Origin of the sequence: Capsulimonas corticalis (assembly GCF_003574315.2) — a bacterium.
Taxonomy (GTDB): Bacteria; Armatimonadota; Armatimonadia; order Armatimonadales; family Capsulimonadaceae; genus Capsulimonas; species Capsulimonas corticalis.
On sequence record NZ_AP025739.1, the window covers coordinates 4,514,150 to 4,534,805 of the forward strand.

Sequence of the window (20,656 nt, forward strand, 5' to 3'; positions counted from 1 at the left end):
AGTATAATACCCGTATGGACACCCTTGCGCGGAATATCGCCGCATTCATCGCCGAGGATCCTTCAGGGAGCACTGAGGATCCATTCAATACGCTGGCGCTGGAGCTGTTTGCCCGTCAGTATGAACGAAACGAAGTGTATCGCCGCCTGTGCGAGAGTTTAGACGTGACGCCGGGATCGATCGATCACTGGCGCATGATCCCGGCGACGCCGTCGCAGGCGTTCAAGCTCTTTACGCTGAGCTGCGCGCCGCCCGAGGAGGTCGTCTCGGTCTTTCACTCGTCGGGAACGACGCTGCGCGAGGCGGGAAAGCACTCCATGGATGCGGACGCGCTCGCGCTGTATGAAGCAAGCTTGGCGCATGGTTTTGCGCGGGGAATTCCGTCCGCGAACGGACTGCCGATCTGGGCGATGATGCCTGCGCCGGACGCCGCGCCGCATTCCTCGCTGTCCCATATGCTTGGCGCGCTGCGGGCGGAGCGGTTTTACTGGGATCGGGATTCCGAGCTGTCCTCGGACCTTGCGCGTGTCGAAAGGCCGATCGTACTCTTCGGCACGGCGTTCGCCTTTGTCGGCCTGTTCGATGCGTCCACGGACGCCTGGAGCCTGCCTCCGGGAAGCGTCGTCATAGAAACCGGCGGTTTCAAAGGGCGCACCCGCGAGGTGGCGCGCGAAGAGCTGTACGGTATGTTTCGGGATCGATTGGGCGTTCCAATCGAATCGTGTTACAGCGAATACGGCATGTCCGAGATGGCGTCGCAGTTTTACAGCCGGGGACTGGATCCGGTCAAGCGCGGCCCCCACTGGGTGCGTACGGCGGCCATCGATCCGGTGACGGGCGCGGAGGCCCAAGCCGGGCAGCCTGGGCTTCTCACGCACTTCGATCTGGCGAATTTTAACTCGGTGATGGCGGTCCAGACGGAAGATATGGGGATTTTGGGAGCCGATGGGTTTACGCTGCGCGGCCGCGCGAGCGACACCGAGCTGCGCGGATGCTCGCTGACCGTGGAAGAATTATGGGCGCGACAGTAACTGATATCCGTGACGCCGCCGCCCGCTTGAGGACCGAGCGTGACGCCGTGCTGACCGGCATGACGTCGCTGGAGGTCGCGGAAGCGCTGAGCTTCGTCGCCGCGCGCTATCTGCGCGGCGAGAGCGACATCGCCCGGCGTCTGCAAAGTTTGAGCGAACCCTTTCCGTTCGCCATGGTTCGGCCCAGTCTGGACGCCCTCTTTGCATCCATGTCTTTAACGTCATTGCGCGATCTGCAAAAAAATGAAGGCGTCATCGACACTCTTGGGTATGATCTGATAGGTCATGTCATTGCGGGGAATACGCCTTTGCTGGCGTGGACCAGCGTGGCGCGCGCGCTGCTGGTCCGCAGCGCCTCTCTGGTGAAACTCCCCACGGGGCCGGCGGCGCGGTGGGGCGGCGCGTTTCCTCTGCTGCTTGCCGAAACGCATCCGGATCTCGCGCGCTGTGTCGAGATGCTGGAATGGGCTGGGGGAACGCGCGAGCTGGACGAAGCGCTTGCCCTGGAGACCGATTTCCTGGTGGCGTATGGCGATGACACCACCATTGAGCAGCTTCGGCGTTATCGTCCCGGAGCGCAGTTTTTGGGATACGGGCATCGTTTGTCGATGGCGATTGCGCTGTCGCTGCCGGATGCAATGTCGGCGGCGATGGACCTGGCGCGAGATGTGCTGACGTACGATCAGAGCGGGTGTCTGTCGCCGCATTCAATTTACGTCATCGGCGATGTTTATGACGCCGACGACTTTGCCGGGCGGCTTTCCGACGCGCTGAAACGCACGTCGCTGGAGATGAACCTGGCGCCTGTGAACGTGGAGGCGGCCGCCCAGGTGAGGCGTCACCGGACACTGGCGCGTATGATGGGCGATCGCTTGTGGGAAGATCCACAGCTGCGATATACCGTGGTCCGGCCGCGCCGGCGGCAGTTCGCCGCATCGCCGACACACGGCGTGATCAACGTCCAATCGCTGTCGTCGATCGACATTTTGCCGGAGGCTCTCGCGGAAGTCGCGGGGGCGCTGCAAGGCTGTGCGATTGCGGCGCGCGGGGATATTCCGGCCGCGCTCCGGGAGATGCTGGCGAAGATGGGAATTTCTTATCTCTGCCGTCCCGGTCAGATGCAGACGCCGCCGATTACCTGGCGGCAGAATGAAATCGACGTTTTGAAGTGTTTCACGGCGGCGTGAGGCCAATCACATTCCGAGGAGTAAATTGAGACATGAATTCTCAGTCCTGTTCATTAAGGTCTCTTGACTCTCGCAAATAACTTAGATATACTGTTGCTACTAAAAACTCCATCGTTGCGCTGCGCATCGCGTCAGCCACGCAAAACACACCGCCAGGTCACACTGCGGTTACCCCGGGAGACTTCTTGTATTGAACGCTGCCCAACTTACGGTTAATAACCGCCCTACGGACAAGGGAGCCCTGATCGAAGCCGTCGGCGAGGTTGATCTCACCACGGTCGGCCAGCTGCGCGAGCCGGTGCTCGAAGCCGTCAACAACGGCTCCAAGTCCGCAGTCATCGTCGACCTGAGTCGCGTTGACTTTATCGACAGTGCAGGCCTTGCGCTTCTTGTCGAGGCGCGCAAGCGTCTTGCGCCGGACGCGCGTCCTCTGCATATCCTGCTGACGCCCGGCCGCCAGCCGGAGCGGGTCTTACGCCTCGGCCGGTTCGACACGATTATGAACCTGGCTTACGATTTCGCCGATATTGCCTAACGCATCGGCGCCACGGAAATGATTTACGGAAGGTTTGATAGAACACGCAATGGCTGAAACCAAAGGCACGCCGGCGGGAACGTCCGGCATGAGCGCGATGGATAACCTCGCGCTCGCGAACAATTCGGAAGACATCGGGTTTGTCGATCCCATCATCGGCCGCACCGCGCAGCGCGATGTGGCGGGATACTTCGGCTTCCCGCTGATCCGCAAGGGCGAAATCGTCACGAAGGCCACTGCGGAAAAAGCGCTCAACCTCGGGCGTCTTTTCGAACTGATCGCCGCCACGGATATCATCTGATATGGCCGACAATTTCGATTTTGGACAGGATGACCGATTTGGCGCGCGGCCGGCGGATGGAGCGGCGGGTTTAATCGCCGTCGTGATCGGCGCCGCAATCGGAGCGGTCGCGGCATTGCTGCTGGCCCCGAAGTCGGGAAAAGAACTGCGCGAAGAGATCGTTTCCAAAGCCGGCGACTGGAAAACGCACGCCGCCGACGCCATCATGGAAGGCCGCGAGCGCGTGGTAAGCTCGGTCGAGGGAACGCTGAACACCACACCGCCCGATGACGCGGCGCGTGTCGAACCCAGCAAAGTCGATTGACGCATGGTGCGAAACAGAAAGCCTCGGGCAGATTGCCCGAGGCTTTTTTATGTTTATGGAGCGGCCCTCACCCGGCCCTTCGGGCCACCCTCTCCCAATCTTAGGAGAGGGTTAGGATTAAGATTTGGATCAAAGATCCAAAGGTCATATGACTTAAATTCTCACTCCCTCTGACTCCCCCTCTCCCAGAATTGGGAGAGGGGGCCGGGGGGTGAGGGCCTCTTCCTTTAATGCTTCAAGATACGCGATTTTAGGAAGCCCAGCGCGCTTTGCTGGTTGACGACGATCGGGATGCTCAGGGTTTGTCCGTTGGAGCCGCTGGCGTTGACTTGCAGCGTGTGCGCTCCGGAGGACAGGCTGGACGGCTGTGTTTTTACCTGAATGCTGATGGCGGCGTCGGGCTCCAGGGAACCGGTCTCTGGCGCGATCGACAGCTCTATCGGCTGGCCCGCCGGGATGCTGAACTGGAAGTCGACTGCTCGTTCGCCGATATTCTTCAGTTCGAACACGCCCGCGCCCGGCTGTCCGGAACGCGTGGCGATGGCGATGGGCGCGGCTTCGTTGGTCGGACGCTCCGTCACTTGCAGCAGGCCGGGCTTCAGGATGACGCTGGCGCTGCATTCGAGGAACCAGCGGTCGCCGGAGCTGATCTGCTTGCCGTCCTGATCGTAATACTGCGGGCTGTTGAACTCCAGCTTGCCGACATTGATTCCGTTCTTATTGGGCATTCGGGAGGGAACGACAATCACGTTGACGTCGCGCTTGTTGCCCTTGAATGTGGTGAACGGGACCTGGATCCAGTTATCACGCGGCTTGATCTCGCCGCGCAGCTCGCCGCCGCCGGCGTTATAGATCGTGATCTGGAGCGGCGGGACATGCGCCCCGGATGGGATCGCTCCGAAACGCAGGTGCTTTTTGTTGATGAGCAGAACCGGAGGCGCCGTTTTGCGCATTTCCAGCAGAAAGTCGTTGGCGCTGGCGAAGCGGTACTCGGTGTTGTAGGAAAGCGATCGGTTGATCAGCGCGACCAGATTGAGATCGGCGTTGGGCTTCTCCATCAGCTCGTTGGTGATCGTCATCGAGCGCGCGTTGATCTTCTCCTGATCGGGCGGCTCTCCCGCGATCATCTCATAGAGAATGCAGCCCAGGGCGAAGATATCCGTGCGGACGTCGGCGACCCACTTGCCATCGCCGTCGAGCTCCGGCGGTAGGTATCCCTCCGTGCCGTAAATCTCGGTTTGCTTTCGACCCTCGTTCGCCTTCCCGAAGTACTGGGCGGCGCCGAAGTCCAGCAGAAAGAGATGGCCCTGCGGGGTAATGCGGATATTCGCCGGCTTCAAGTCGTGATGGATGATGCCGCGCGAGTGAAGGAAGGCGAGCGCGTCGCACAAACATACGGACCAGCGAAGGGTCCATTCGCGGGGCAGGGGACTGCGCTTGCGAATGATGTCGTCCAGAGTCGTTCCTTCGATGAACTCCTGGGCGATGTAGAAATAGCCGTCAAATTGGAAGGATTCGTAGGATGTCGGCATCAGAGGGTGGGCGCTGGCGTGCATGCCGACCACGCGCTCCCGATCGAAGAGATCCTTGAGCATCCGCTGCTCGCGCGGGTTGCGCGCGCCGAAGAACTCCTTGAGGGCGACCTTGCGGCCAGGCATGTCCGGGTCTTCGGCGTAGTAGACCGCGCCGAACGCTCCGGTTCCGACAACCTTTCCCACCACATAGGTTCCCGAATTGCCGCGGACCGTCTCGCCGGGGGCGAGCAGCATTAAATCGTCGTGCCTTTTGCGTTTCGCCAAGCTGCCTGTACCTCTTAAGAAAATATTAGCAAATATGTGGGGATTCTGTCAAGGGATCATAAAAAAGGGTTGACTTCCAAATCTCCGTGGGGTATATTATCTCCGTTGCAACATCGTGGCCCTATCGTTCAGCGGTTAGGACAACGCCCTCTCACGGCGTAGACAGGAGTTCGATTCTCCTTAGGGCTACCAATTCTTCAACACTTCCCCCTTCGCTCTTTTTTTGGGTATCATCCCAGCAACTACTCCAAATTTCCGATCAAAGTGAGATTATTGTGATGGCGGATCCGGTGACCGACCGGGAAGAGAAGATTCGGCGCATTGAGCTGCTCTCGCAGCGAGCGAGCACATGCCCGGCCTGCGACTTGAGCCAGACGCGCACGCACGTCGTCTTCGGCGACGGCAACGCGGGCAGCCCATTGATGCTGGTCGGCGAGGGGCCGGGCGCCAACGAGGACGCCACGGGCGTCCCGTTCGTCGGTCGCGCCGGCAAGCTTCTCGATGAGTGCCTGCGCGAGGCGGGCATGCTGCGCAAGCACGTCTACATCACGAACGTGGTGAAATGCCGCGCGACTCTGGTGGCCGATGGGAGAATCCAGAACCGCCCGCCGCGTCCCGAAGAGTCCGGAACCTGCGTACCGCTCTGGCTGGAGAAGCAGATCGAGATCATTCAGCCCCGCGTGATCCTGTGCCTGGGCGCCCCGGCGGCGACCGCCATCATCCACAAGAACTTCCGAATGCTTCAAGAGCGCGGTCAGTGGCAGGAAAGCAAGTACGTGAAGTACGCCATGGCCGCCCTGCACCCCGCATATATCCTGCGCCAGGAGGGCGAAGCCTACGTCGCCTCCCGCCAATTCCTCATCGACGACCTCATCGCCGCTCGCGAAAAGACGATCGCCGTCAAAAACGAACCCCGCATGACACTGTTCTGATCGTTCCCGAGGGAAACGCGGATCCGATACGGAAATTCCAATCGATGACCAACGAATCGGACAGAGAGCCCGGCGAAGGCGGGGAGAAGTGCGCGCGGCCCTACCGGCTGGGCCGGCGCGAGGCGGCGATGGACGCGGCAAAGGCGCGGGCGCTGGTCGCCGCGCGCGAGCTGATCCTGGGGGACAACGCGGCGTCGAGCTTTTCGATGGAGGCCGTCGCGCGCCGGTCGGGCGCCACGCGCATGACGATTTATGGATACTTCGGCTCGAAGCGCGGCCTGCTGGAGGCGCTGTTTGACGACATCGCCCTGCGCGCGCGCCTGGGCGACCGCATCCCTTCGATTTTCATGCAGGCAAATGCGCGCGACGCTCTGCGGATGTACGTCGAAGTCTTCTGTGATTTCTGGGGCGAGGAACGCGTGATGAACCGGTCTCTGCGCGGCTTTGCCGCGCTCGACAAAGAGTTCGCCGACGCCATCGCCGCCCGCGACGAACGCCGCCGCCAAGCAATCCACGCGCTGCTCGCCCGCCTGCCCGAACAAGGAGCGCCGGCTCTGGCGCCGCGCGAACACACCGCGCGAACCTTGCTGGCGCTCACAAGTTTCGAATTCTACGACACCCTCGCCGGCGATCACCCCGCGGCCGAAATCGCTCCCATCGTCTACGCGCTCGTTCTGGCCGCCCTCAATCTCGCTGTTTCATCCGCGCCGTGATAGGCCGCGTTTACCAACATCCACGGCCCTGGCGACAGGGATTGTATGACGAACACATTGTCACTGTCCGTACAGGTGGATCGACGGGACGAAATCGATTATGTCCTCTGCTGTTTGGATATCGATGGCCAGCCTCTGGAAGAGTGCAGACGCTATCTGCTGGCGATTGACCTGGAGGAACTATTCCGGAGCGAGCGTGAGTCGGGTGTATTTTCGATCATCACCTGCTGGTGCGGCGTTCCGGAATGTGCGGGAATCAGAAACGGGGTCGGGGTGCGTCATGACGCCGGTTGGGTCTACTGGCGACTTTCGTCGCCTGCCCCCGAGCGCCATTACGCATTCCGTCAGGCCGATTACTCGCAGGCGCTAGCCGACGCCCGCCGCGCGATCAAACGCTTTGTCGCGCAGCGGCGATACTCAGGCGAAGGCCCATATGAACTGGCGGCGCAGTACGCGAACGAGGGATATTTCCGGCTCGGGGATGAGTGGTAAGCGTTAATTCCGGGACGACAGCTTGTTCAAATCCCGGACGCTCACCGGCTCGATCACGGAGGGGCCGCACTCGGGACGCTGGCTCTGAATCTCCTGGAGGCATACTTGTGCGTCAAGCTCACGGCGCAGGATTTCAATTTCGGCGCTGAGACGGCCTTCGGTGGTCGTGAGCTCCAGCAGCTTTTGTTTCTCGGAAAGCGGGATCTGGAGAACGCTGGCGATGGCGTAGGAAAGGTTTTCCGGCTCCAGCGGCAATTGCAGCGAGCTGAGCGTGCGATGGGTGAGGGCGAACAGGCTTTTGAGATATGTTCGGAACAGGCCCGTCACCATGTCGAACGGCGCTTTCAGGAGAATGGGGTCCGTCATGTGCTCCCAGAAAGGGTCGACGCGCGCGGTCGTGTAGGATTCCGTGCTGCTGATTTGCGCGATCCGGAAGCGGGTTTCTCCCGCCACCACGATATTGAGTCTGCCGTCGTCGGTCTCCTCCACTTGCTGGATTCGCGCGGTGGTCCCCACCTGCGAAACGAGGGTTTGCGTGTCGCTGAGGGTTTGATCCGGCGTCAGCACAACGCCGAACGGCGTGTTGTGCCGGCGGCAGTGCGCGACCATTTCCAGGTAACGCGGCTCGAAGATGTGCAGCGGAAGCGGCATCTCGGGGTAGAGAACGACGTCCAGAGGAAACAACGGAAGTGCGTCGAAGTTGTTCATTGGGTGGCGGCTCGTTTCGTTCGGCGGCTTATTCGGGCAAAATCTCGACAAACCCCAGCTGGCTTCCGAGCTGTACGAACTCATTTGCGGATTGCGGCGGCGCGTAGCTGCTGTTGTTCGCGGCGTTGTACCGCTTGACAGCCTCCTGCGCGAAGCCCAGCGGCGTCATGGCGTTCAGGAAAAGTCCCTTCCAGCCGAGCTCTTTGGCGACACGCGATTTGACCTGAGTGAGGATATCGTCGGCGTCGGTCCCTGCCAGCGTTTCATCGATGGAGCGGCCGGCGATTTCTGTTTTGACACGAACTTTCATGCGCTGATTATACCCATCTCGCCGGAGAATACGGGAGACACATCGAACACTTGGGCGAACGCGCGCAGCACATGCGTTTCGGTTTCGGCGCGGGTGATCCCTGAATCGGGCAATTCCTCGGCGAGCGACGTCACGCCGCGGTCACGGATGCCGCAGGGGACAAAGTCGCGGCGGTAAGACGCCAGATCGTTATGGATATTGAGCGCGAAGCCGTGCATGGTGACCCACTGGCGCACTTTAATGCCGATGGCCGCGATCTTACGCTCGCCGATCCATACTCCCGTCAGCCCCGCCTTTCGCGTTCCCTCCAGCCCGAATTCGCCGACAGTTTGAATGAGGACTTCCTCCAGGTCACGCAGATACCGATGCAGATCCTGGCCGTGCTGGCGCAGGTCGAGGATCGGGTATCCGACTAGCTGGCCGGGGCCGTGATACGTAATTTCGCCGCCGCGGTCTACGGTTTCCACGGCGATCCCACGCCGCGCCAGCTCCTCGCGATCGGTGAGAAGGTCGCCCGGCTGCGCCGTTTTGCCGACGGTCACCGTCGGCGTGTGCTCCAGAAGCAGCAGGGTGTCGGGGATCTGGCCGGCGCGTCTTTGTTCGACCAGGGCGTATTGCTGAGCGAGCGTTTGGGCGTACGGCTGGGGTTCTTGAATGGACAATATGTGACAGTGAGGCATTTCAGGTATAATCCACGCGATGGCGCGTCCTAACCTATCCTACCTCAAAAATGTCATTCTCTGCCTTGTCGGGCTTCCCTGTGGAGTGCTGTCGGGTCTTACCGGCATGGGAGCCAGCGTTCTGGTGACTCCGCTCACGCGGAAGCTGCTCAGTATTGGCCCCGGCGCGCGCAGCGCCACGGCGCTGGCGGCGACGCTTGCCTGCGCGCTGGGGGCGCTGCTGCCCTACAGCCAGAACGGCGATGTCCGGTGGGGATTGGTCATTCCCCTCGTCCTCGGCCAGATTTTTGGAGCCTCGTTGGGGCAGGGCGTCGCGCTGCGCTGGGCGGAGCAATCACGGTCACGGTTTATCAATCCGATCATCGTGCTGATCGCGGGTCTGGCGATGGTGGCCGGCGCGCCGACGATCGCGACGATTTCCGGAGGACGCGACCTGCCGCTGCTGATCGATCTGGGAGGCGCTCTGATCGTGGGGCTGCTTGCCGGCGCTTTGGGAAGAATTGTCGGGCTCGGCGTCTTTGTGGTTCCGGCGGAGATATTGCTGCTGCACCTGCGCCCGCTGGAGGCGCAGGGCACCGCGATCGTGGCGCTGGCGATCGCGTCGCTGCCGGGAATGCTGATTTACCGCAGGACCGGCGCATTCGATGCGCAGTCCGCGACATGGATCGCGTTCGGGGGCTTGTTCGGCGGCCTCGTGGGCGCATACAACGCCGTCCACAGCATCAGCGCCTACGGCCAGGTCGCGCTTTATGGGGCGCTGGCGTCGGTGATCGGAGCGTTCTGGGTGCAGAGCGAGATCGGCCGGCGCGCCGGAGCCGGTCAAGAGCAGTGAATTCAATCCACTGCCAAGGACCGCTCCTTTCGCTAGTTCAGGATGTGGGGAAGCCCCGCCGGACCGCCATACGAGCAGGCGGGATAGCTGTTCATGTCGTTCAGCAGATAGACGCTGCTGTTGGTGGGACACAGCGGAGCCGACTTCGATTTGATATAGGGCGAAATATCGCTCCATACCGGCGTGTAGGTATTGGCGGCGGTATGCTCCAGAGCGAACTGTTCTTTGGCCGATGTGATGTTGCGCAGGTTGGCGACGCAGGCGCGCGCTTGCCCGAGATCCCGGGCGTGCAGGAATGCGGGCGCCGCGATATTGAGCAGCATGCCGATCATCAGCACCACGATCATAATCTCCACCAGTGTGAAGGCCGACCGGCGCCGGCGCCGCGTCAGGTATCCATTTTGAGACTTCATGTCGAGGATGCTCACCTTTCGTTACCGATCGCTCCATTGAAAACACAGACGACACTATTATTATCGGCGCCGCGCGCAATTTCTCCAGAGCGCCGCGCCGCTGTTCTGGGAACTTTTTGGGATTCTTTGTCGCCAAGACTGTTGTGCGTAAGCTTGACTGCTCGGGATGGCATGGAATGAAGACGCTGCTGATCGTCAATCCCACCGCCGGCCAGGGACGGCCGCAGGAGCTTTTAGCCGAGGCGGACGCGTTTACCCGGGAGTTCGTCTCTGAGATCATCGTGACGCAATCTTCCGGCCACGCCGAAGCGGCGGCGCGGCGCGCGGCGGAGAATCGCAGCGCGGAGTGCGTGCTGGTCGCCGGCGGCGACGGCACCGTCAACGAAGTGCTGAATGGACTGCTGGCCGGCCGCTCCGACGACGGCGCGACGCTGCCGATGGGGATCATCCCGCTTGGCACGCAGAATGTGCTGGCGCATGAGCTGGGCGTCCCGCGCGGCGGCTTTGCCGAGATCGCGGAAATGGTGCGCAAGGGCCACACGCGCGATATTGATGTCGGCGAGGCGCAAGGGCGCTACTTCGCGCTGATGGCGGGCTTCGGATTCGATGCGGCCGTCGTGGGCGAGATCGTTCAGCCGATGAAAGAGCTGATGGGGCCGGCCGCGTATGTGTTCGGCACGCTGGGAGCGCTCGCGAAGTACCGGAGCACCTCGATCAAGCTGACGCTCGATTCGGAAGAGATCCGGACCGAAGCCTTTCTCGTGGTGGTGGCGAACTCGGCCCTTTACGCCTACCGCCAGATCCGACTGGCGCCGTTCGCGGTTGTGGATGACGGCTGGCTGGACATTTGCGTCTTTGAACGCGCGCCGACCGATCGCGTGGGCTTTTTGACGCAGATCATGGCGGCCCTGGCCGGCCGGCATTTGAAAGACCCGCGCGTGCGCTACTATCGCGCGCGGCGCATACAGATCGAATCCGATCCGCCCATTCAAGGCCAACTGGATGGCGATATGTATCACTATACGCCGATGACGATCACGCTGGAGCCGCGCGCGCTGCGTGTCCTCACCCCATAAACGCGCGTAAATGCCGGCAATGGATTGTCCGAATAAACCTTGGATGTTAACGGGGTTTGTCACTCGGGTACAATATGATTTACACGCCTCGCGCCAATACGAATGCGCGTGACGCGTGAAAATATGACAGCGGCAAACTATGGCGATAGTTGCTAGACCGGTGCGATGATGGCCGACGATTATGAACCCCTATATCAAGCGCTGATCGACTGCGCTCGGTCTTACCATCCCGATGCGGATACCGATCTGATCCGCCGGGCGTTCGACTACGCCGCCGCGAAGCATGACGGCCAGTTCCGCCGCTCCGGCGAGCCGTATATTATTCACCCCATCGCCGTCTCCACCATCCTCGCCGAGCTGGAAATGGACGACGCCACGATTGCGTCCGGCCTCCTTCATGATGTGATCGAGGATTGCGGCGTGACGCGCGACCAGTTGGCCCACGAGTTTGGGCCGGAGATCGCCGATCTTGTGGACGGCGTCACCAAGCTCAAGCTTGCCGACTTCGAGTCGCGCATGGAAGGCGACGCCTCCAAAGCCGATGCGCCGCAGCTTCCGCCGCCCAGTCCCGATCCGGAAAGCCCCGAGACGGCGGCGCGCAAAAAGCGGCATGGCGAGACGAATAAATCGGCGGGCAACCTGCGCAAGATCCTTCTCGCGATGGCGAAAGACCTGCGCGTCATGGTCATCAAGCTGGCCGACCGCCTGCACAACATGCGCACGCTTTCGGCGATGCCCGAGCATCGCCAGGTGAAGGTCGCGCAGGAGACGCTGCAAATCTTCGGACCGCTGGCGCACCGCCTCGGGATCTGGCAGATCAAGTGGCAGCTGGAAGACCTCGCCTTCAAGTATTCGAACCCCACGGCCTACAACGAAATCAAGCAGAAGCTGGACCGCACCCGCGCCCAGCGCGAGCAGGAGATTGGCGGCGCCACGGACATGCTCCGCAAGCGGCTCGCCGAGGAGAATATCCAGGCCGAGATCCAGGGCCGTCCCAAGCACCTTTACTCCATCTACAACAAGATGCAGAAGCAGGATATCGATCTGGACGAAGTCTACGATCTGATCGCCCTGCGCGTGATCGTGAACAGCGTCTCCGAGTGCTACCACGCCCTCGGCGTCGTCCACGACCTCTGGATGCCGGTCCCGGGCCGCTTTGACGACTACATCGCCAAGGCGAAGTCCAACGGCTATCAGTCGCTGCACACGAAGGTCCTGGGACCCACGGGCGAACCGCTGGAGATCCAGATCCGCACGGTTGAGATGCACCGCCTGGCCGACTTCGGCATCGCGGCGCACTGGCAGTACAAAGAGGGACGCGCCAAAACATCGGGCGACCGCGGCTTCGAGAAGAAGATGAGCCTGCTGCGCCAGCAGCTCTTCGACTGGCAGTCCGACGCCAAGGAGCCGGGCGAGTTCCTGCGCTCCGTCGTCAGCGACCTGTTCACCGATCAGGTCTTCGTGTTCACGCCCAAGGGCGACGTCCTCGATTTTCCGCGCGGCGCCACCCCCGTCGACGCCGCTTACCGAATTCACTCTGATCTTGGCCTGCACTGCGTCGGCGCCAAAGTGAACGGCAAGATCGTTCCGCTGACTTACCAGTTCAACAACGGCGATATCGTCGAGATCCTGGCGCGTCCGAATGCGAGTCCTTCGCTCGACTGGCTCGCCAGCGCCAAGACCAGCCATGCGCGCACCAAGATCAAGGCGTACTTCCGCAAGCTCCGCTTCACCGCCAACGTCGCGCGCGGCCGGGAGCTGATGCAAAAAGAGCTGGATCGCCTGCACCTGGACAGCAAGCATCTGCTGTCCGCCGATATCCTGACCAAAGTCGCCACCGCCATGGCGATGCACTCGCAGGAAGAGCTTCTCGCGGCGATCGGCTACGGCGATGTCGCCGTCGGCACCATGCTCACGCGCCTCCGAGCACTGACGCAGGAAACGACGCACACCGCGCCGACTTACGAGCGCAAGGGCGGAAATAACGGCAAGCTTCAGGTTGGGGGAGATTTAGAAGACGTCGCGATCACGCGCGCCAAGTGCTGTCAGCCGGTGCCCGGCGACGAAGTGACCGGCTACATGACGCGCGGCAAGGGCGTCGCCCTGCACCGCCATGGCTGTCCCAATGTCACCCACTACCAGCAGACGGAGCCCGAACGGCTTCTGGAAGTCGATTGGAAGCCGTCGGACAACACCCAGCGCTATCTCACGGATATCAAGGTCGAACTCGCCGACCGCATCGGCCTGCTGGAAGACGTTGGGAAACTGTTCAGCGAGGCAAAGACCAACATCCAGGCCATCCGCACCCGTTCGCTCCCAAACCACACCGCCGTCATGCAGATCAGCTTCGACGCCGCCGACACCGCCCACATCGCCGCCGTCATGGTGCGCCTGCAAAGATTAACGGATGTCATGGACATCCATCGCCTCGGCGTGAATGAAGAACCAGTCGAATAGGATCGTTCCCTCAGTCCGCCAGGTGCCGATCTCGGATCCCCAGCAGGTACAAAAGCGCGTCTAATCCCATCAGCGAGATGGAATGCTCGGCTTTCTGCCGAACGAGCGGCTTGGCGTGGAAGGCGACGCCGATGCCGGCGACGCTGAGCATGGGGAGGTCGTTCGCGCCGTCGCCGATGGCGATGGTCTGTGCGAGGACGATCTGTTCCTTGTCGGCGATCTCCCGAAGGATCTCGGCTTTGCGCTGTCCGTCGATCACTTCGCCGAGAATTTCGCCCGTGAGGCGGTTGTCGACGACCTCCAGCTCGTGGGCGTAGACGTAATCGAATCCCAGATCTGCTTGCAGGCGCCGGGCGAAGTGCGTGAAGCCGCCGGAGATGATGCCGGTCTTGTAACCGAGCATCTTGAGCGTGCGGAGAAGCCGATCGGCTCCTTGTGTCAGGGGAAGGTTGTTCGCGACATCGTCCAGCGCATCGCCACTGAGACCCTTGAGCAGGGCCATCCTGCGGCGGAAGCTTGTCGGGAAGTCGATTTCGCCCCGCATGGCCGATGCGGTGATGGCGCTGACTTCGTCATAGACGCCGGCGCGACGCGCCAGCTCGTCGATGACCTCCATCTGGATCAGCGTCGAATCCATGTCGAACACCACCAGACGCCGGTTGCGCCGGAAGATGGAATCTTCCTGCACGGCGATGTCAAAATCCTCATCGCGGGCGAGGGACAGCAGCGACTGCCGCAGCGCCGTGGCGTCGGCGTGGTTGCCCGTGAGCGCGAACTGAATACACATCCGCGGATTTTCCGCTCGGGACGCGGCGTCCCTTCCCGAAAGCCGGTCCATTACCGCGATGTTCAGGCCGTATTCGGTGAATTTGCGCGTCACCGACGCAAGCTGCGCCGCCGTGATCCGCGAGCCCAGCAGGGTGATGATAAACCGCTGCTGTTTCTGTTCGCCGATCCACTCCCGGTAATTATCCTCCGAGACCGGTTTGATACGCACCTTGACGCCCGCGCTCCGCGCCTCTTCCTCCAGCGCGCCGATTAGCGAAGCGGTCATGTCGCTTTCGACCTGAACCATCAAACCGAACGTCAGCGAGTTGTGAATGACCGCCTGGCCGATATCCAGCAGCGTCGCGCCCGCTTCCGCCAGAATGCTCGCGAACGCATTGGTGAGGCCGGGGCGGTCCGATCCGGAAACCGTGATAAGAAAAGTTTCTTGCATGGGAATAAACGTCATTGTCATCCAAACAAAACGGCCGGCGATTGAAAATCGCCGGCCGTCTTTATTATACCGCTCGCGCGAACCCTGCTTCCTGGCTCGTCTTCTTCTCCATCGTCTCCCCGACTTTTAACACTACATCGTACTTCGATGGGTCTTCCAGGGACTCGGGGCCGACTTCCACGCTGATCACCTTCGGATCGCCGCTGACTTCGTAGCGGGCGCGGCTTGTCATTCCCTTGACCAGGGAGCGCAGGGCGCGGACTCCGGTCTTCATGGAGGTTGCCTTTTCGACGATGCTGTCGAGCGCTTCCTCGGTCACGACGAGTTCAATACCGTCGCGTCGGAACAGTTCGACCTGCTGGCGGACGATCGCGTTCTTCGGCTCGGTGAGGGCGCGGCGCATCTGCTCCTTGGTGAGCGGCGCGAGCGGGACGATAATAGGGAGGCGTCCGGCGAGCTCCGGCACGAAGCCATAGTCGATCAGGCTTTCGATCAGCACTTCCATCGGCGCTTCGGAAAGGATCTGGAAGTCGCGCTGCGGATCGCCGGCGATGGCGGCGGGCGTGGCGCGCAGGCCGATGGTGCGCTCCGTCTGGCGCTTCATCTTCTTCGCGACAATTTCCGGCAAGCCCTCAAAGGCGCCGCCGCCGATAAACAGGATCTTGCTCGTGTCGATATACTCCGGCGGCGCGTCCGGGTGCTTGCGGCCCGATGCCCCTAAGGGCAATTGCGCCATGGTGCCTTCGATCAGCTTCAGCAGGGCGTGCTGGACGCTTTCGCCGCTGACGTCGCGGGTGATCGAGGGGTTCGCCTGGCTCTTGCGGGCGATCTTGTCGATCTCATCCAGGAAGACGACGCCGCGCGCGGCCCACTCCAGATCTTCGCCGGCGTCCAGATAGAGGGGCGTCAGCACGCTTTCGACGTCGTTGCCGGTGTATCCCGTGGGAGACAGGCTGGTGGCGTCCGCCGAGGCGAAGGGGACGCCGAGCGAGCGCGCCAGTGTCTTCGCGATCAGCGTCTTGCCGCTTCCCGAGGGGCCGACAAGCAGGATGTTCGCTTTCTCCAGCTCGACTTCGGGAGTCGTGCCCATTTCTTTGCTCTCCACGTCCGACTGGTGGATGCGGTGATGATCGTAGAGGCCGACCGCGACATCGCGCTTGGCGCGCTCCTGGCCGATCACGTATTCGTCCAATTTGGCGACGATGTCGCGCGGAGTCTGGTGGAAGTCCGCAAGCGCCTGACGGGCCTGTTCGCGGCGCTGCATCAGCTCATCGTCGTCGGACAGGCGCTGAGTATCCTGCACGCGCTTTTGCAGATCCACGCCGGCGTTGAAGCCCGGCCAATCGCGGTGGCAGATGTAATGTCCGACACTATCGATCTCGATGATCTGTCCCCGGTCGCGCTCCACTTCGAAATCCGCCCCGCAGACCATGCAACTTGCTTTCAAGACATTCCTCCACAACGCAAGCCCGGCGGTGATTTCCGCCGGGCGTCTGGGTGATATTTTAGCATGACGGCGATTTCGTTGTCAACGCGGACAGGCGCCCGCGCGGTCCGAAAATCGAGCAATTGGGGCAGGAATCTCAGAAAATGAGAGTGAACTTATCTGCACCGCAATCTCAGGAGGACGAATCCATGTTCGGTTATTCTCTCGCCTGTCTCAAGACGCCGGTTTTCGCTCTCGTACTGCTCGTTGTTTCTTTTCCCGCCGCATTCGCCCACCATCGGCGCCACACCCATTCCTCCAGCCGCCACGGCGGCGGCGCCACTTACTGCACTTTTTACCGCGATCGTCACGGCCGCACCGCGTCGAACCTCGCTCCGCGCGGCTCGTGGGTGCTGCTGTCGCGCGGCGGAACCTCCATGCGCGTGCGCATCACGGACACCGGCTGCAACCATTTCGACCTGACGCCCGCCCAGTTCCGCCGCTTCGCCCCGCTCAGCCACGGCGTCGTGCGCGGCGTCCAATGGCGCGTTCTGCCGCACAAGTAAGATATGTAGGATCCAAACAGCAAAACGCCTCTGTGCGCCGCAATGGCGCACAGAGGCGTTTGTTTGGTCGGGGTGGAGAGACTCGAACTCTCGGCTTCTACTTCCCAAAAGTAGCGCGCTACCAACTGCGCCACACCCCGCCGAACGTTTGCAGATTATACCGGGTGAAGGAGGGCGGCGTCAAGGGGCCTTACACCCGCCGCACCGGAATCCCACGCTCGGCCAGATAGTCTTTGATCTCGCCCACCGTGAAAGTCCCATAGTGGACGATGCTGGAGACGAGCGCCGCCTGGGCGCCGCCTGCGGTGACGGCGTCGTGGATGTGTTCCAGGGTTCCGGCGCCGCCGCTGGCGATCACCGGAATGTTGACGCGCTGGGTGACGGCCTGGGTCAGCGGGATGTCGTAGCCGGCCAGGGTGCCGTCGGCGTCCATGGAGGTCAGCATGATCTCGCCGGCGCCCCGGTCTTCCATCTCCAGCGCCCAGTCTAAGGCGTCGATGCCGGTGGGGGTGCGTCCGCCGTGGATGTGGACCTCCCAACCGGAGGGAGTGTTGCCCGTCTTCTTCGGGTCGATCGCGACGACCACGCACTGCGCGCCGAAGGCGCGGGAGCACTCAGTGATCAGCTCGGGGTTGGTCACGGCGGCCGTGTTGATGCTGGCTTTGTCCGCGCCCGTCTTGAGGATACGCCGAAAGTCTTCCACGGTCTTGATGCCGCCGCCGACGCAGAAGGGGATGAAGACTTCCTCGGCCACGCGGCGGGCGTAATCGAACATCAGGTCGCGCTTTTCATGGGAGGCGGTGATGTCCAAAAACACCAGCTCGTCCGCGCCCTGGGCGTCGTAGAGCGCCGCGCGTTCAACCGGGTCGCCTGCGTCGCGGATATTCAAAAAGTTCGTCCCTTTGACCACGCGGCCGTTTTGGACGTCGAGGCAGGGAATGATTCGTGTCGCCAGCATATTCGTGTCTCAAATTCTCGGGTTAGTGTCTCTATTATACCTCCCGTGGTTGGCGGGCTCTCGCGGGGCGAGGTTCTGTGGTAGAATGTCTCATCACCCGGCCATCCCCTGAACAAACCATGAAGCAACTCCAGCGCCTCTTTTTCACCCTTTGCGTGCTCCTGTGCGTGACGTCCATCGCGACGGCGCAGACCGCCGCCAACTCGGATTCCTCACAGATCGTGCTGCGCGTCGGCGGCGCCGGCGGCTTCAAGCTTCCGGGTAAGAACGATATCGCGCCGCGCTACCGGGCGGACCGCGCGATTGTCGAGACCTTCGAGCGGGAGAATCCAGGCATCCGTCTGGAGAGCGCGCAGGGCATCCAGATCGCGGGGCCGGCGGCGGAATCGGGGCTGATGCTCCAGTTCGCGGGAGGCACCGCGCCGGATGTCGTGTATGTCAACTTCCGGGAGTCGGCGACGTATATTCAGCAGGGATTTTTGGAGCCGCTCGACGGCTATCTCAAGCAGGATCCCGATGTCTATGGGCGTCTGAGTCCGGTGATCAAGAAGGTCATCAAGGATGTCGGCGACGGCCACGTTTACTTTATCCCTTACGCGCAGTTTGTGCAGGCGCTTTACTATCGCCGGGACCTGTTTCAGGCGGCGGGGCTGGACCCGGACCGGCCGCCGCAGACCTGGGATGAGTTTTACGATTACGCGAAAAAACTGACAAACCAACCCAAGGGCGTTTGGGGATTTGAGTACGGCACCGATCCCGATGCGACGGCGTACTGGTGGATCAATTTCTTGTGGCAGGCCGGCGGCGAAGTCGTGCGCCGTAACGCCAAGGGACAGTGGGAGGCGGCGTTCGACACGCCCGCCGGCGTGAGCGCTCTGGAGTTCCATAAGAAGCTGATGACCGGCCCGTGGGTCGGTCCCGACGGCAAGCGCTATGTCGGCGTGGCGCGTCACAGCAGCACGATGGCGGAGGATCGGGTCAAAGGCGCGGTCGCGATGTGGTTTCAGTACCAGAGCAATATCATCGCGAACACCGCCGATACGAACTCGCTCAACCCCAGTCTGATCGGCATCGCGCCGATGCCGAAGGGACCGACCGGGATCAGCGCCAATGAGATCAACGCGGCGAGCTGGGGCATCTCCTCGCAGATCAAAGACCCGCGCGTGCGTGACGCCGCGTGGAAGTTCGTGAAGTTTATGGCGTCCGACGACGCCGATCGGATCCGCACGAAAGCGTATGTCGAGGCGGGATTGGCGAACACCGTCAATCCGCAGTCGCTGATCAAGTATGGCTACGCCGATGACGCCGCCGGCGTGTCCAAAGCCTGGCTTCAGGCCAGCAAGACACTGTTCGAAGACGGCCGGCCCGAGCCGTACGGCGCGAATATGAGCCAGGTGTACGTGTTGCTGGGACAGCCGCTGCAAAAGATCGAACTGGATCCGGGAAAAGACGCGCACGCGCTGCTGACCGTCGCGGCCAGCGAGGTCAATACGAAGCTGACGGGGTATGTCGATCCCAAAGAGATGCAGCGCCGCCGGACCGGCGCGGCGGTCGTCTTCTGGATCCTCATGCTCGCGTTCTTTGGCGTCCTGGTGTGGCAGGGCAAGCTGGCTTGGAAGGCGTATCTCGCCGCGCGTCCGACGGAAACCGAGGCCAGAACGCCGCGCCCGTTCAACCTGCGCCCGCACATCATCGCGCTGCTGTTCGTCGCGCCCGCCGCGCTCTCCGTGCTGCTCTGGAAGTACTATCCGCTGGTGCGCGGCCTGGTGATCGCCTTTCAGAATTACCAGCTGCTCGCCCCGCCGCGTTTCGTCGGTCTCGATAACTTCATCGACTGCTTCTATCAGCCGTCGTTCTGGGCCGGGATCCGTGTTTCGATCCTCTTCACGCTTTACAACCTGATCTTCGGTTTCTTCCTGCCGATCTTCATCGCCCTGGCGCTTTCGGAGATCCCGCGCGGGAAGATGCTGTTCCGGACGATCTACTATCTCCCAGCGGTCGTCAACGGCTTCGTCGTGCTGTATCTTTGGAAATGGTTCGAGGACAGCACCCCGCAGGGCTTGTTCAACACCATTATCTCCTTCGTGACCATGGGCGCCAAAGGCCCTTACGACTGGCTCGGCACGCCCGCGCTCGCTCTCTTCGCGGCCACGCTCCCCGGGATCTGGACGACCGCCGGCCCCGGCAGCATCATCTACCTCGCCGCCCTCAAAGGCGTACCGGATGAGATGTACGAAGCCGCCGACCTCGACGGCGCGTCGGTCATGACCAAGGTCTGGAAGATCACTCTTCCCACACTGCGTCCGCTGATCATGATCACATTTCTGGGCGCCGCCATCGCCTCGTTCCAAGCCTCGGAAACAATGCTCGTCATGACCGGCGGCGGCCCGCTCTACGCCACGCACTCGCTCGGTCTGGAGATCTGGTACAACGCGTTTATGTACCTGAAGTTCGGCTACGCGACAGCCGCCGCGTGGATTATGGGGATGATGCTGGTTGGGTTTACGGTTTTCCAGCTGAGGATTATCAAGAACCTGAAGTTTGCGACGACGAAGGCGTAGGGGAGGCCTCACCCGGCCCTTCGGGCCACCCTCTCCCAAAGGTCTGGGCGAGGGTTAAGAGTTGGATCAAAGATCCAAAAGATCTTAACTTAAAACTCTGACTCCCCGGCTCTCCCAATTTTGGGAGAGCCGGGGACCCGCTTGCGGGTGGAGGGG

The 20,656-nt window shown here is 61.8% G+C and carries 21 protein-coding genes and 2 tRNA genes; 14 read left to right on the plus strand and 9 right to left on the minus strand.

Translation table 11 applies throughout. The annotated features are described in order from the left end of the window. Positions 1–14 precede the first annotated feature (14 nt). The 5 genes from D5261_RS19375 (at position 15) to D5261_RS19395 (ending at position 3,358) form a co-directional block, all read left to right on the plus strand. Positions 15–1,031, plus strand: a complete 1,017-nt coding sequence (locus D5261_RS19375) for a LuxE/PaaK family acyltransferase (RefSeq protein ID WP_125206412.1) — start codon at positions 15–17, stop codon at positions 1,029–1,031. Then, positions 1,016–2,218 carry an acyl-CoA reductase gene (locus D5261_RS19380; protein ID WP_165864686.1) on the plus strand — a complete coding sequence of 401 codons (1,203 nt, stop codon included), beginning with the start codon at positions 1,016–1,018 and terminating at the stop codon, positions 2,216–2,218. The genes D5261_RS19375 and D5261_RS19380 overlap by 16 nt, the downstream gene beginning before the upstream one ends. Before the next feature lie 190 nt (positions 2,219–2,408). After that, positions 2,409–2,753: an STAS domain-containing protein gene (locus tag D5261_RS19385; RefSeq protein WP_119325156.1), complete on the plus strand. Its 345-nt coding sequence runs from the start codon at positions 2,409–2,411 to the stop codon at positions 2,751–2,753. A gap of 49 nt (positions 2,754–2,802) precedes the next feature. Further along, entirely contained in the window at positions 2,803–3,054 is a 252-nt protein-coding gene (locus D5261_RS19390) for a hypothetical protein (protein WP_119325157.1), read from the plus strand. Between the two features lies 1 nt (position 3,055). Next, a complete protein-coding gene (locus D5261_RS19395) occupies positions 3,056–3,358 on the plus strand; it encodes a YtxH domain-containing protein (RefSeq protein ID WP_119325158.1) in 303 nt (100 codons plus the stop codon). Between the two features lie 227 nt (positions 3,359–3,585). On the opposite strand, the gene D5261_RS19400 is transcribed toward D5261_RS19395, so the two are convergent. Next, positions 3,586–5,157 (minus strand): serine/threonine-protein kinase, encoded by a 1,572-nt coding sequence (locus tag D5261_RS19400; protein WP_301002093.1) that lies wholly within the window; start codon positions 5,155–5,157, stop codon positions 3,586–3,588. A 117-nt stretch (positions 5,158–5,274) separates the two neighbouring features. Here D5261_RS19400 and D5261_RS19405 point away from each other — a divergent pair. The 4 genes from D5261_RS19405 to D5261_RS19420 all read left to right on the plus strand — a co-directional run bounded on the left by D5261_RS19405 (position 5,275) and on the right by D5261_RS19420 (position 7,294). After that, positions 5,275–5,349: transfer RNA gene (locus tag D5261_RS19405), tRNA-Glu, on the plus strand. Positions 5,350–5,435: 86 nt separating this feature from the next. Beyond that, a complete protein-coding gene (locus tag D5261_RS19410) occupies positions 5,436–6,089 on the plus strand; it encodes a uracil-DNA glycosylase (RefSeq protein ID WP_119325160.1) in 654 nt (217 codons plus the stop codon). 44 nt (positions 6,090–6,133) lie between these two features. Further along, the gene (locus D5261_RS19415; protein WP_119325161.1) at positions 6,134–6,802 is read left to right on the plus strand and encodes a TetR/AcrR family transcriptional regulator; all 669 of its coding nucleotides are present in this window, start codon (positions 6,134–6,136) and stop codon (positions 6,800–6,802) included. 45 nt (positions 6,803–6,847) lie between these two features. Further along, on the plus strand, positions 6,848–7,294 hold the full coding sequence (locus D5261_RS19420) for a hypothetical protein (RefSeq protein ID WP_119325162.1): 447 nt from the start codon (positions 6,848–6,850) through the stop codon (positions 7,292–7,294). A 3-nt stretch (positions 7,295–7,297) separates the two neighbouring features. Here D5261_RS19420 and D5261_RS19425 read toward each other — a convergent pair whose 3' ends face one another. Genes D5261_RS19425 through lipB form a run of 3 tightly spaced genes read right to left on the minus strand, consistent with a single transcriptional unit; the run spans position 7,298 to position 8,992 of the window. After that, a complete protein-coding gene (locus D5261_RS19425) occupies positions 7,298–8,002 on the minus strand; it encodes an LON peptidase substrate-binding domain-containing protein (RefSeq protein WP_165864687.1) in 705 nt (234 codons plus the stop codon). Positions 8,003–8,030: 28 nt separating this feature from the next. Next, positions 8,031–8,312, minus strand: a complete 282-nt coding sequence (locus D5261_RS19430; protein ID WP_119325164.1) for a hypothetical protein — start codon at positions 8,310–8,312, stop codon at positions 8,031–8,033. Next, positions 8,309–8,992, minus strand: a complete 684-nt coding sequence (lipB, locus tag D5261_RS19435; RefSeq protein ID WP_119325165.1) for a lipoyl(octanoyl) transferase LipB — start codon at positions 8,990–8,992, stop codon at positions 8,309–8,311. Before lipB ends, D5261_RS19430 begins: the two co-directional genes overlap by 4 nt. A 19-nt stretch (positions 8,993–9,011) precedes the next feature. Here lipB and D5261_RS19440 point away from each other — a divergent pair, with 19 nt between their 5' ends. Further along, positions 9,012–9,824 (plus strand): sulfite exporter TauE/SafE family protein, encoded by an 813-nt coding sequence (locus tag D5261_RS19440; protein ID WP_119325166.1) that lies wholly within the window; start codon positions 9,012–9,014, stop codon positions 9,822–9,824. A gap of 32 nt (positions 9,825–9,856) precedes the next feature. On the opposite strand, the gene D5261_RS19445 is transcribed toward D5261_RS19440, so the two are convergent. Next, entirely contained in the window at positions 9,857–10,237 is a 381-nt protein-coding gene (locus D5261_RS19445; protein ID WP_119325167.1) for a competence type IV pilus major pilin ComGC, read from the minus strand. Positions 10,238–10,413: 176 nt separating this feature from the next. Between D5261_RS19445 and D5261_RS19450 the strand changes: the two genes are divergently transcribed. Together D5261_RS19450 and D5261_RS19455 are read left to right on the plus strand one after the other, a co-directional pair. Next, positions 10,414–11,313, plus strand: coding sequence for a diacylglycerol/lipid kinase family protein (locus D5261_RS19450; RefSeq protein ID WP_125206413.1), 900 nt, complete (start codon positions 10,414–10,416; stop codon positions 11,311–11,313). Between the two features lie 165 nt (positions 11,314–11,478). Then, a complete protein-coding gene (locus D5261_RS19455) occupies positions 11,479–13,770 on the plus strand; it encodes a RelA/SpoT family protein (RefSeq protein WP_119325169.1) in 2,292 nt (763 codons plus the stop codon). Between the two features lie 10 nt (positions 13,771–13,780). Here D5261_RS19455 and serB read toward each other — a convergent pair whose 3' ends face one another. After that, positions 13,781–14,989, minus strand: a complete 1,209-nt coding sequence (gene serB / locus D5261_RS19460; protein WP_119325182.1) for a phosphoserine phosphatase SerB — start codon at positions 14,987–14,989, stop codon at positions 13,781–13,783. Positions 14,990–15,053: 64 nt separating this feature from the next. Further along, complete coding sequence (gene clpX / locus D5261_RS19465) at positions 15,054–16,436, minus strand: ATP-dependent Clp protease ATP-binding subunit ClpX (RefSeq protein WP_125206414.1); 1,383 nt, start codon at positions 16,434–16,436, stop codon at positions 15,054–15,056. Between the two features lie 188 nt (positions 16,437–16,624). On the opposite strand from clpX, the gene D5261_RS19470 reads away from it, so the two are divergent. After that, positions 16,625–16,981: an RlpA-like double-psi beta-barrel domain-containing protein gene (locus D5261_RS19470; RefSeq protein ID WP_119325171.1), complete on the plus strand. Its 357-nt coding sequence runs from the start codon at positions 16,625–16,627 to the stop codon at positions 16,979–16,981. Positions 16,982–17,045: 64 nt separating this feature from the next. Here the strand turns inward: D5261_RS19470 and D5261_RS19475 are convergent. Both D5261_RS19475 and hisF read right to left on the minus strand, forming a co-directional pair. Then, a tRNA-Pro gene (locus tag D5261_RS19475) sits at positions 17,046–17,121 on the minus strand. 50 nt (positions 17,122–17,171) lie between these two features. After that, positions 17,172–17,939 (minus strand): imidazole glycerol phosphate synthase subunit HisF, encoded by a 768-nt coding sequence (gene hisF, locus D5261_RS19480; protein WP_119325172.1) that lies wholly within the window; start codon positions 17,937–17,939, stop codon positions 17,172–17,174. A 119-nt stretch (positions 17,940–18,058) separates the two neighbouring features. On the opposite strand from hisF, the gene D5261_RS19485 reads away from it, so the two are divergent. Next, positions 18,059–20,500 carry an extracellular solute-binding protein gene (locus D5261_RS19485; RefSeq protein ID WP_119325173.1) on the plus strand — a complete coding sequence of 814 codons (2,442 nt, stop codon included), beginning with the start codon at positions 18,059–18,061 and terminating at the stop codon, positions 20,498–20,500. The last annotated feature ends 156 nt before the right edge of the window (positions 20,501–20,656 follow it).

Coding starts and splice junctions, on each gene's coding strand:
- D5261_RS19375 (WP_125206412.1), top strand. CDS start 15: ATGGACACCCTTGCGCGGAATATCGCCGCATTCATCGCCGAGGATCCT.
- D5261_RS19380 (WP_165864686.1), top strand. CDS start 1,016: ATGGGCGCGACAGTAACTGATATCCGTGACGCCGCCGCCCGCTTGAGG.
- D5261_RS19390 (WP_119325157.1), top strand. CDS start 2,803: ATGGCTGAAACCAAAGGCACGCCGGCGGGAACGTCCGGCATGAGCGCG.
- D5261_RS19395 (WP_119325158.1), top strand. CDS start 3,056: ATGGCCGACAATTTCGATTTTGGACAGGATGACCGATTTGGCGCGCGG.
- D5261_RS19410 (WP_119325160.1), top strand. CDS start 5,436: ATGGCGGATCCGGTGACCGACCGGGAAGAGAAGATTCGGCGCATTGAG.
- D5261_RS19415 (WP_119325161.1), top strand. CDS start 6,134: ATGACCAACGAATCGGACAGAGAGCCCGGCGAAGGCGGGGAGAAGTGC.
- D5261_RS19420 (WP_119325162.1), top strand. CDS start 6,848: ATGACGAACACATTGTCACTGTCCGTACAGGTGGATCGACGGGACGAA.
- D5261_RS19425 (WP_165864687.1), bottom strand. CDS start 8,002: ATGAACAACTTCGACGCACTTCCGTTGTTTCCTCTGGACGTCGTTCTC.
- D5261_RS19430 (WP_119325164.1), bottom strand. CDS start 8,312: ATGAAAGTTCGTGTCAAAACAGAAATCGCCGGCCGCTCCATCGATGAA.
- lipB (WP_119325165.1), bottom strand. CDS start 8,992: ATGCCTCACTGTCACATATTGTCCATTCAAGAACCCCAGCCGTACGCC.
- D5261_RS19440 (WP_119325166.1), top strand. CDS start 9,012: ATGGCGCGTCCTAACCTATCCTACCTCAAAAATGTCATTCTCTGCCTT.
- D5261_RS19445 (WP_119325167.1), bottom strand. CDS start 10,237: ATGAAGTCTCAAAATGGATACCTGACGCGGCGCCGGCGCCGGTCGGCC.
- D5261_RS19450 (WP_125206413.1), top strand. CDS start 10,414: ATGAAGACGCTGCTGATCGTCAATCCCACCGCCGGCCAGGGACGGCCG.
- D5261_RS19455 (WP_119325169.1), top strand. CDS start 11,479: ATGATGGCCGACGATTATGAACCCCTATATCAAGCGCTGATCGACTGC.
- serB (WP_119325182.1), bottom strand. CDS start 14,989: ATGCAAGAAACTTTTCTTATCACGGTTTCCGGATCGGACCGCCCCGGC.
- D5261_RS19470 (WP_119325171.1), top strand. CDS start 16,625: ATGTTCGGTTATTCTCTCGCCTGTCTCAAGACGCCGGTTTTCGCTCTC.
- hisF (WP_119325172.1), bottom strand. CDS start 17,939: ATGCTGGCGACACGAATCATTCCCTGCCTCGACGTCCAAAACGGCCGC.
- D5261_RS19485 (WP_119325173.1), top strand. CDS start 18,059: ATGAAGCAACTCCAGCGCCTCTTTTTCACCCTTTGCGTGCTCCTGTGC.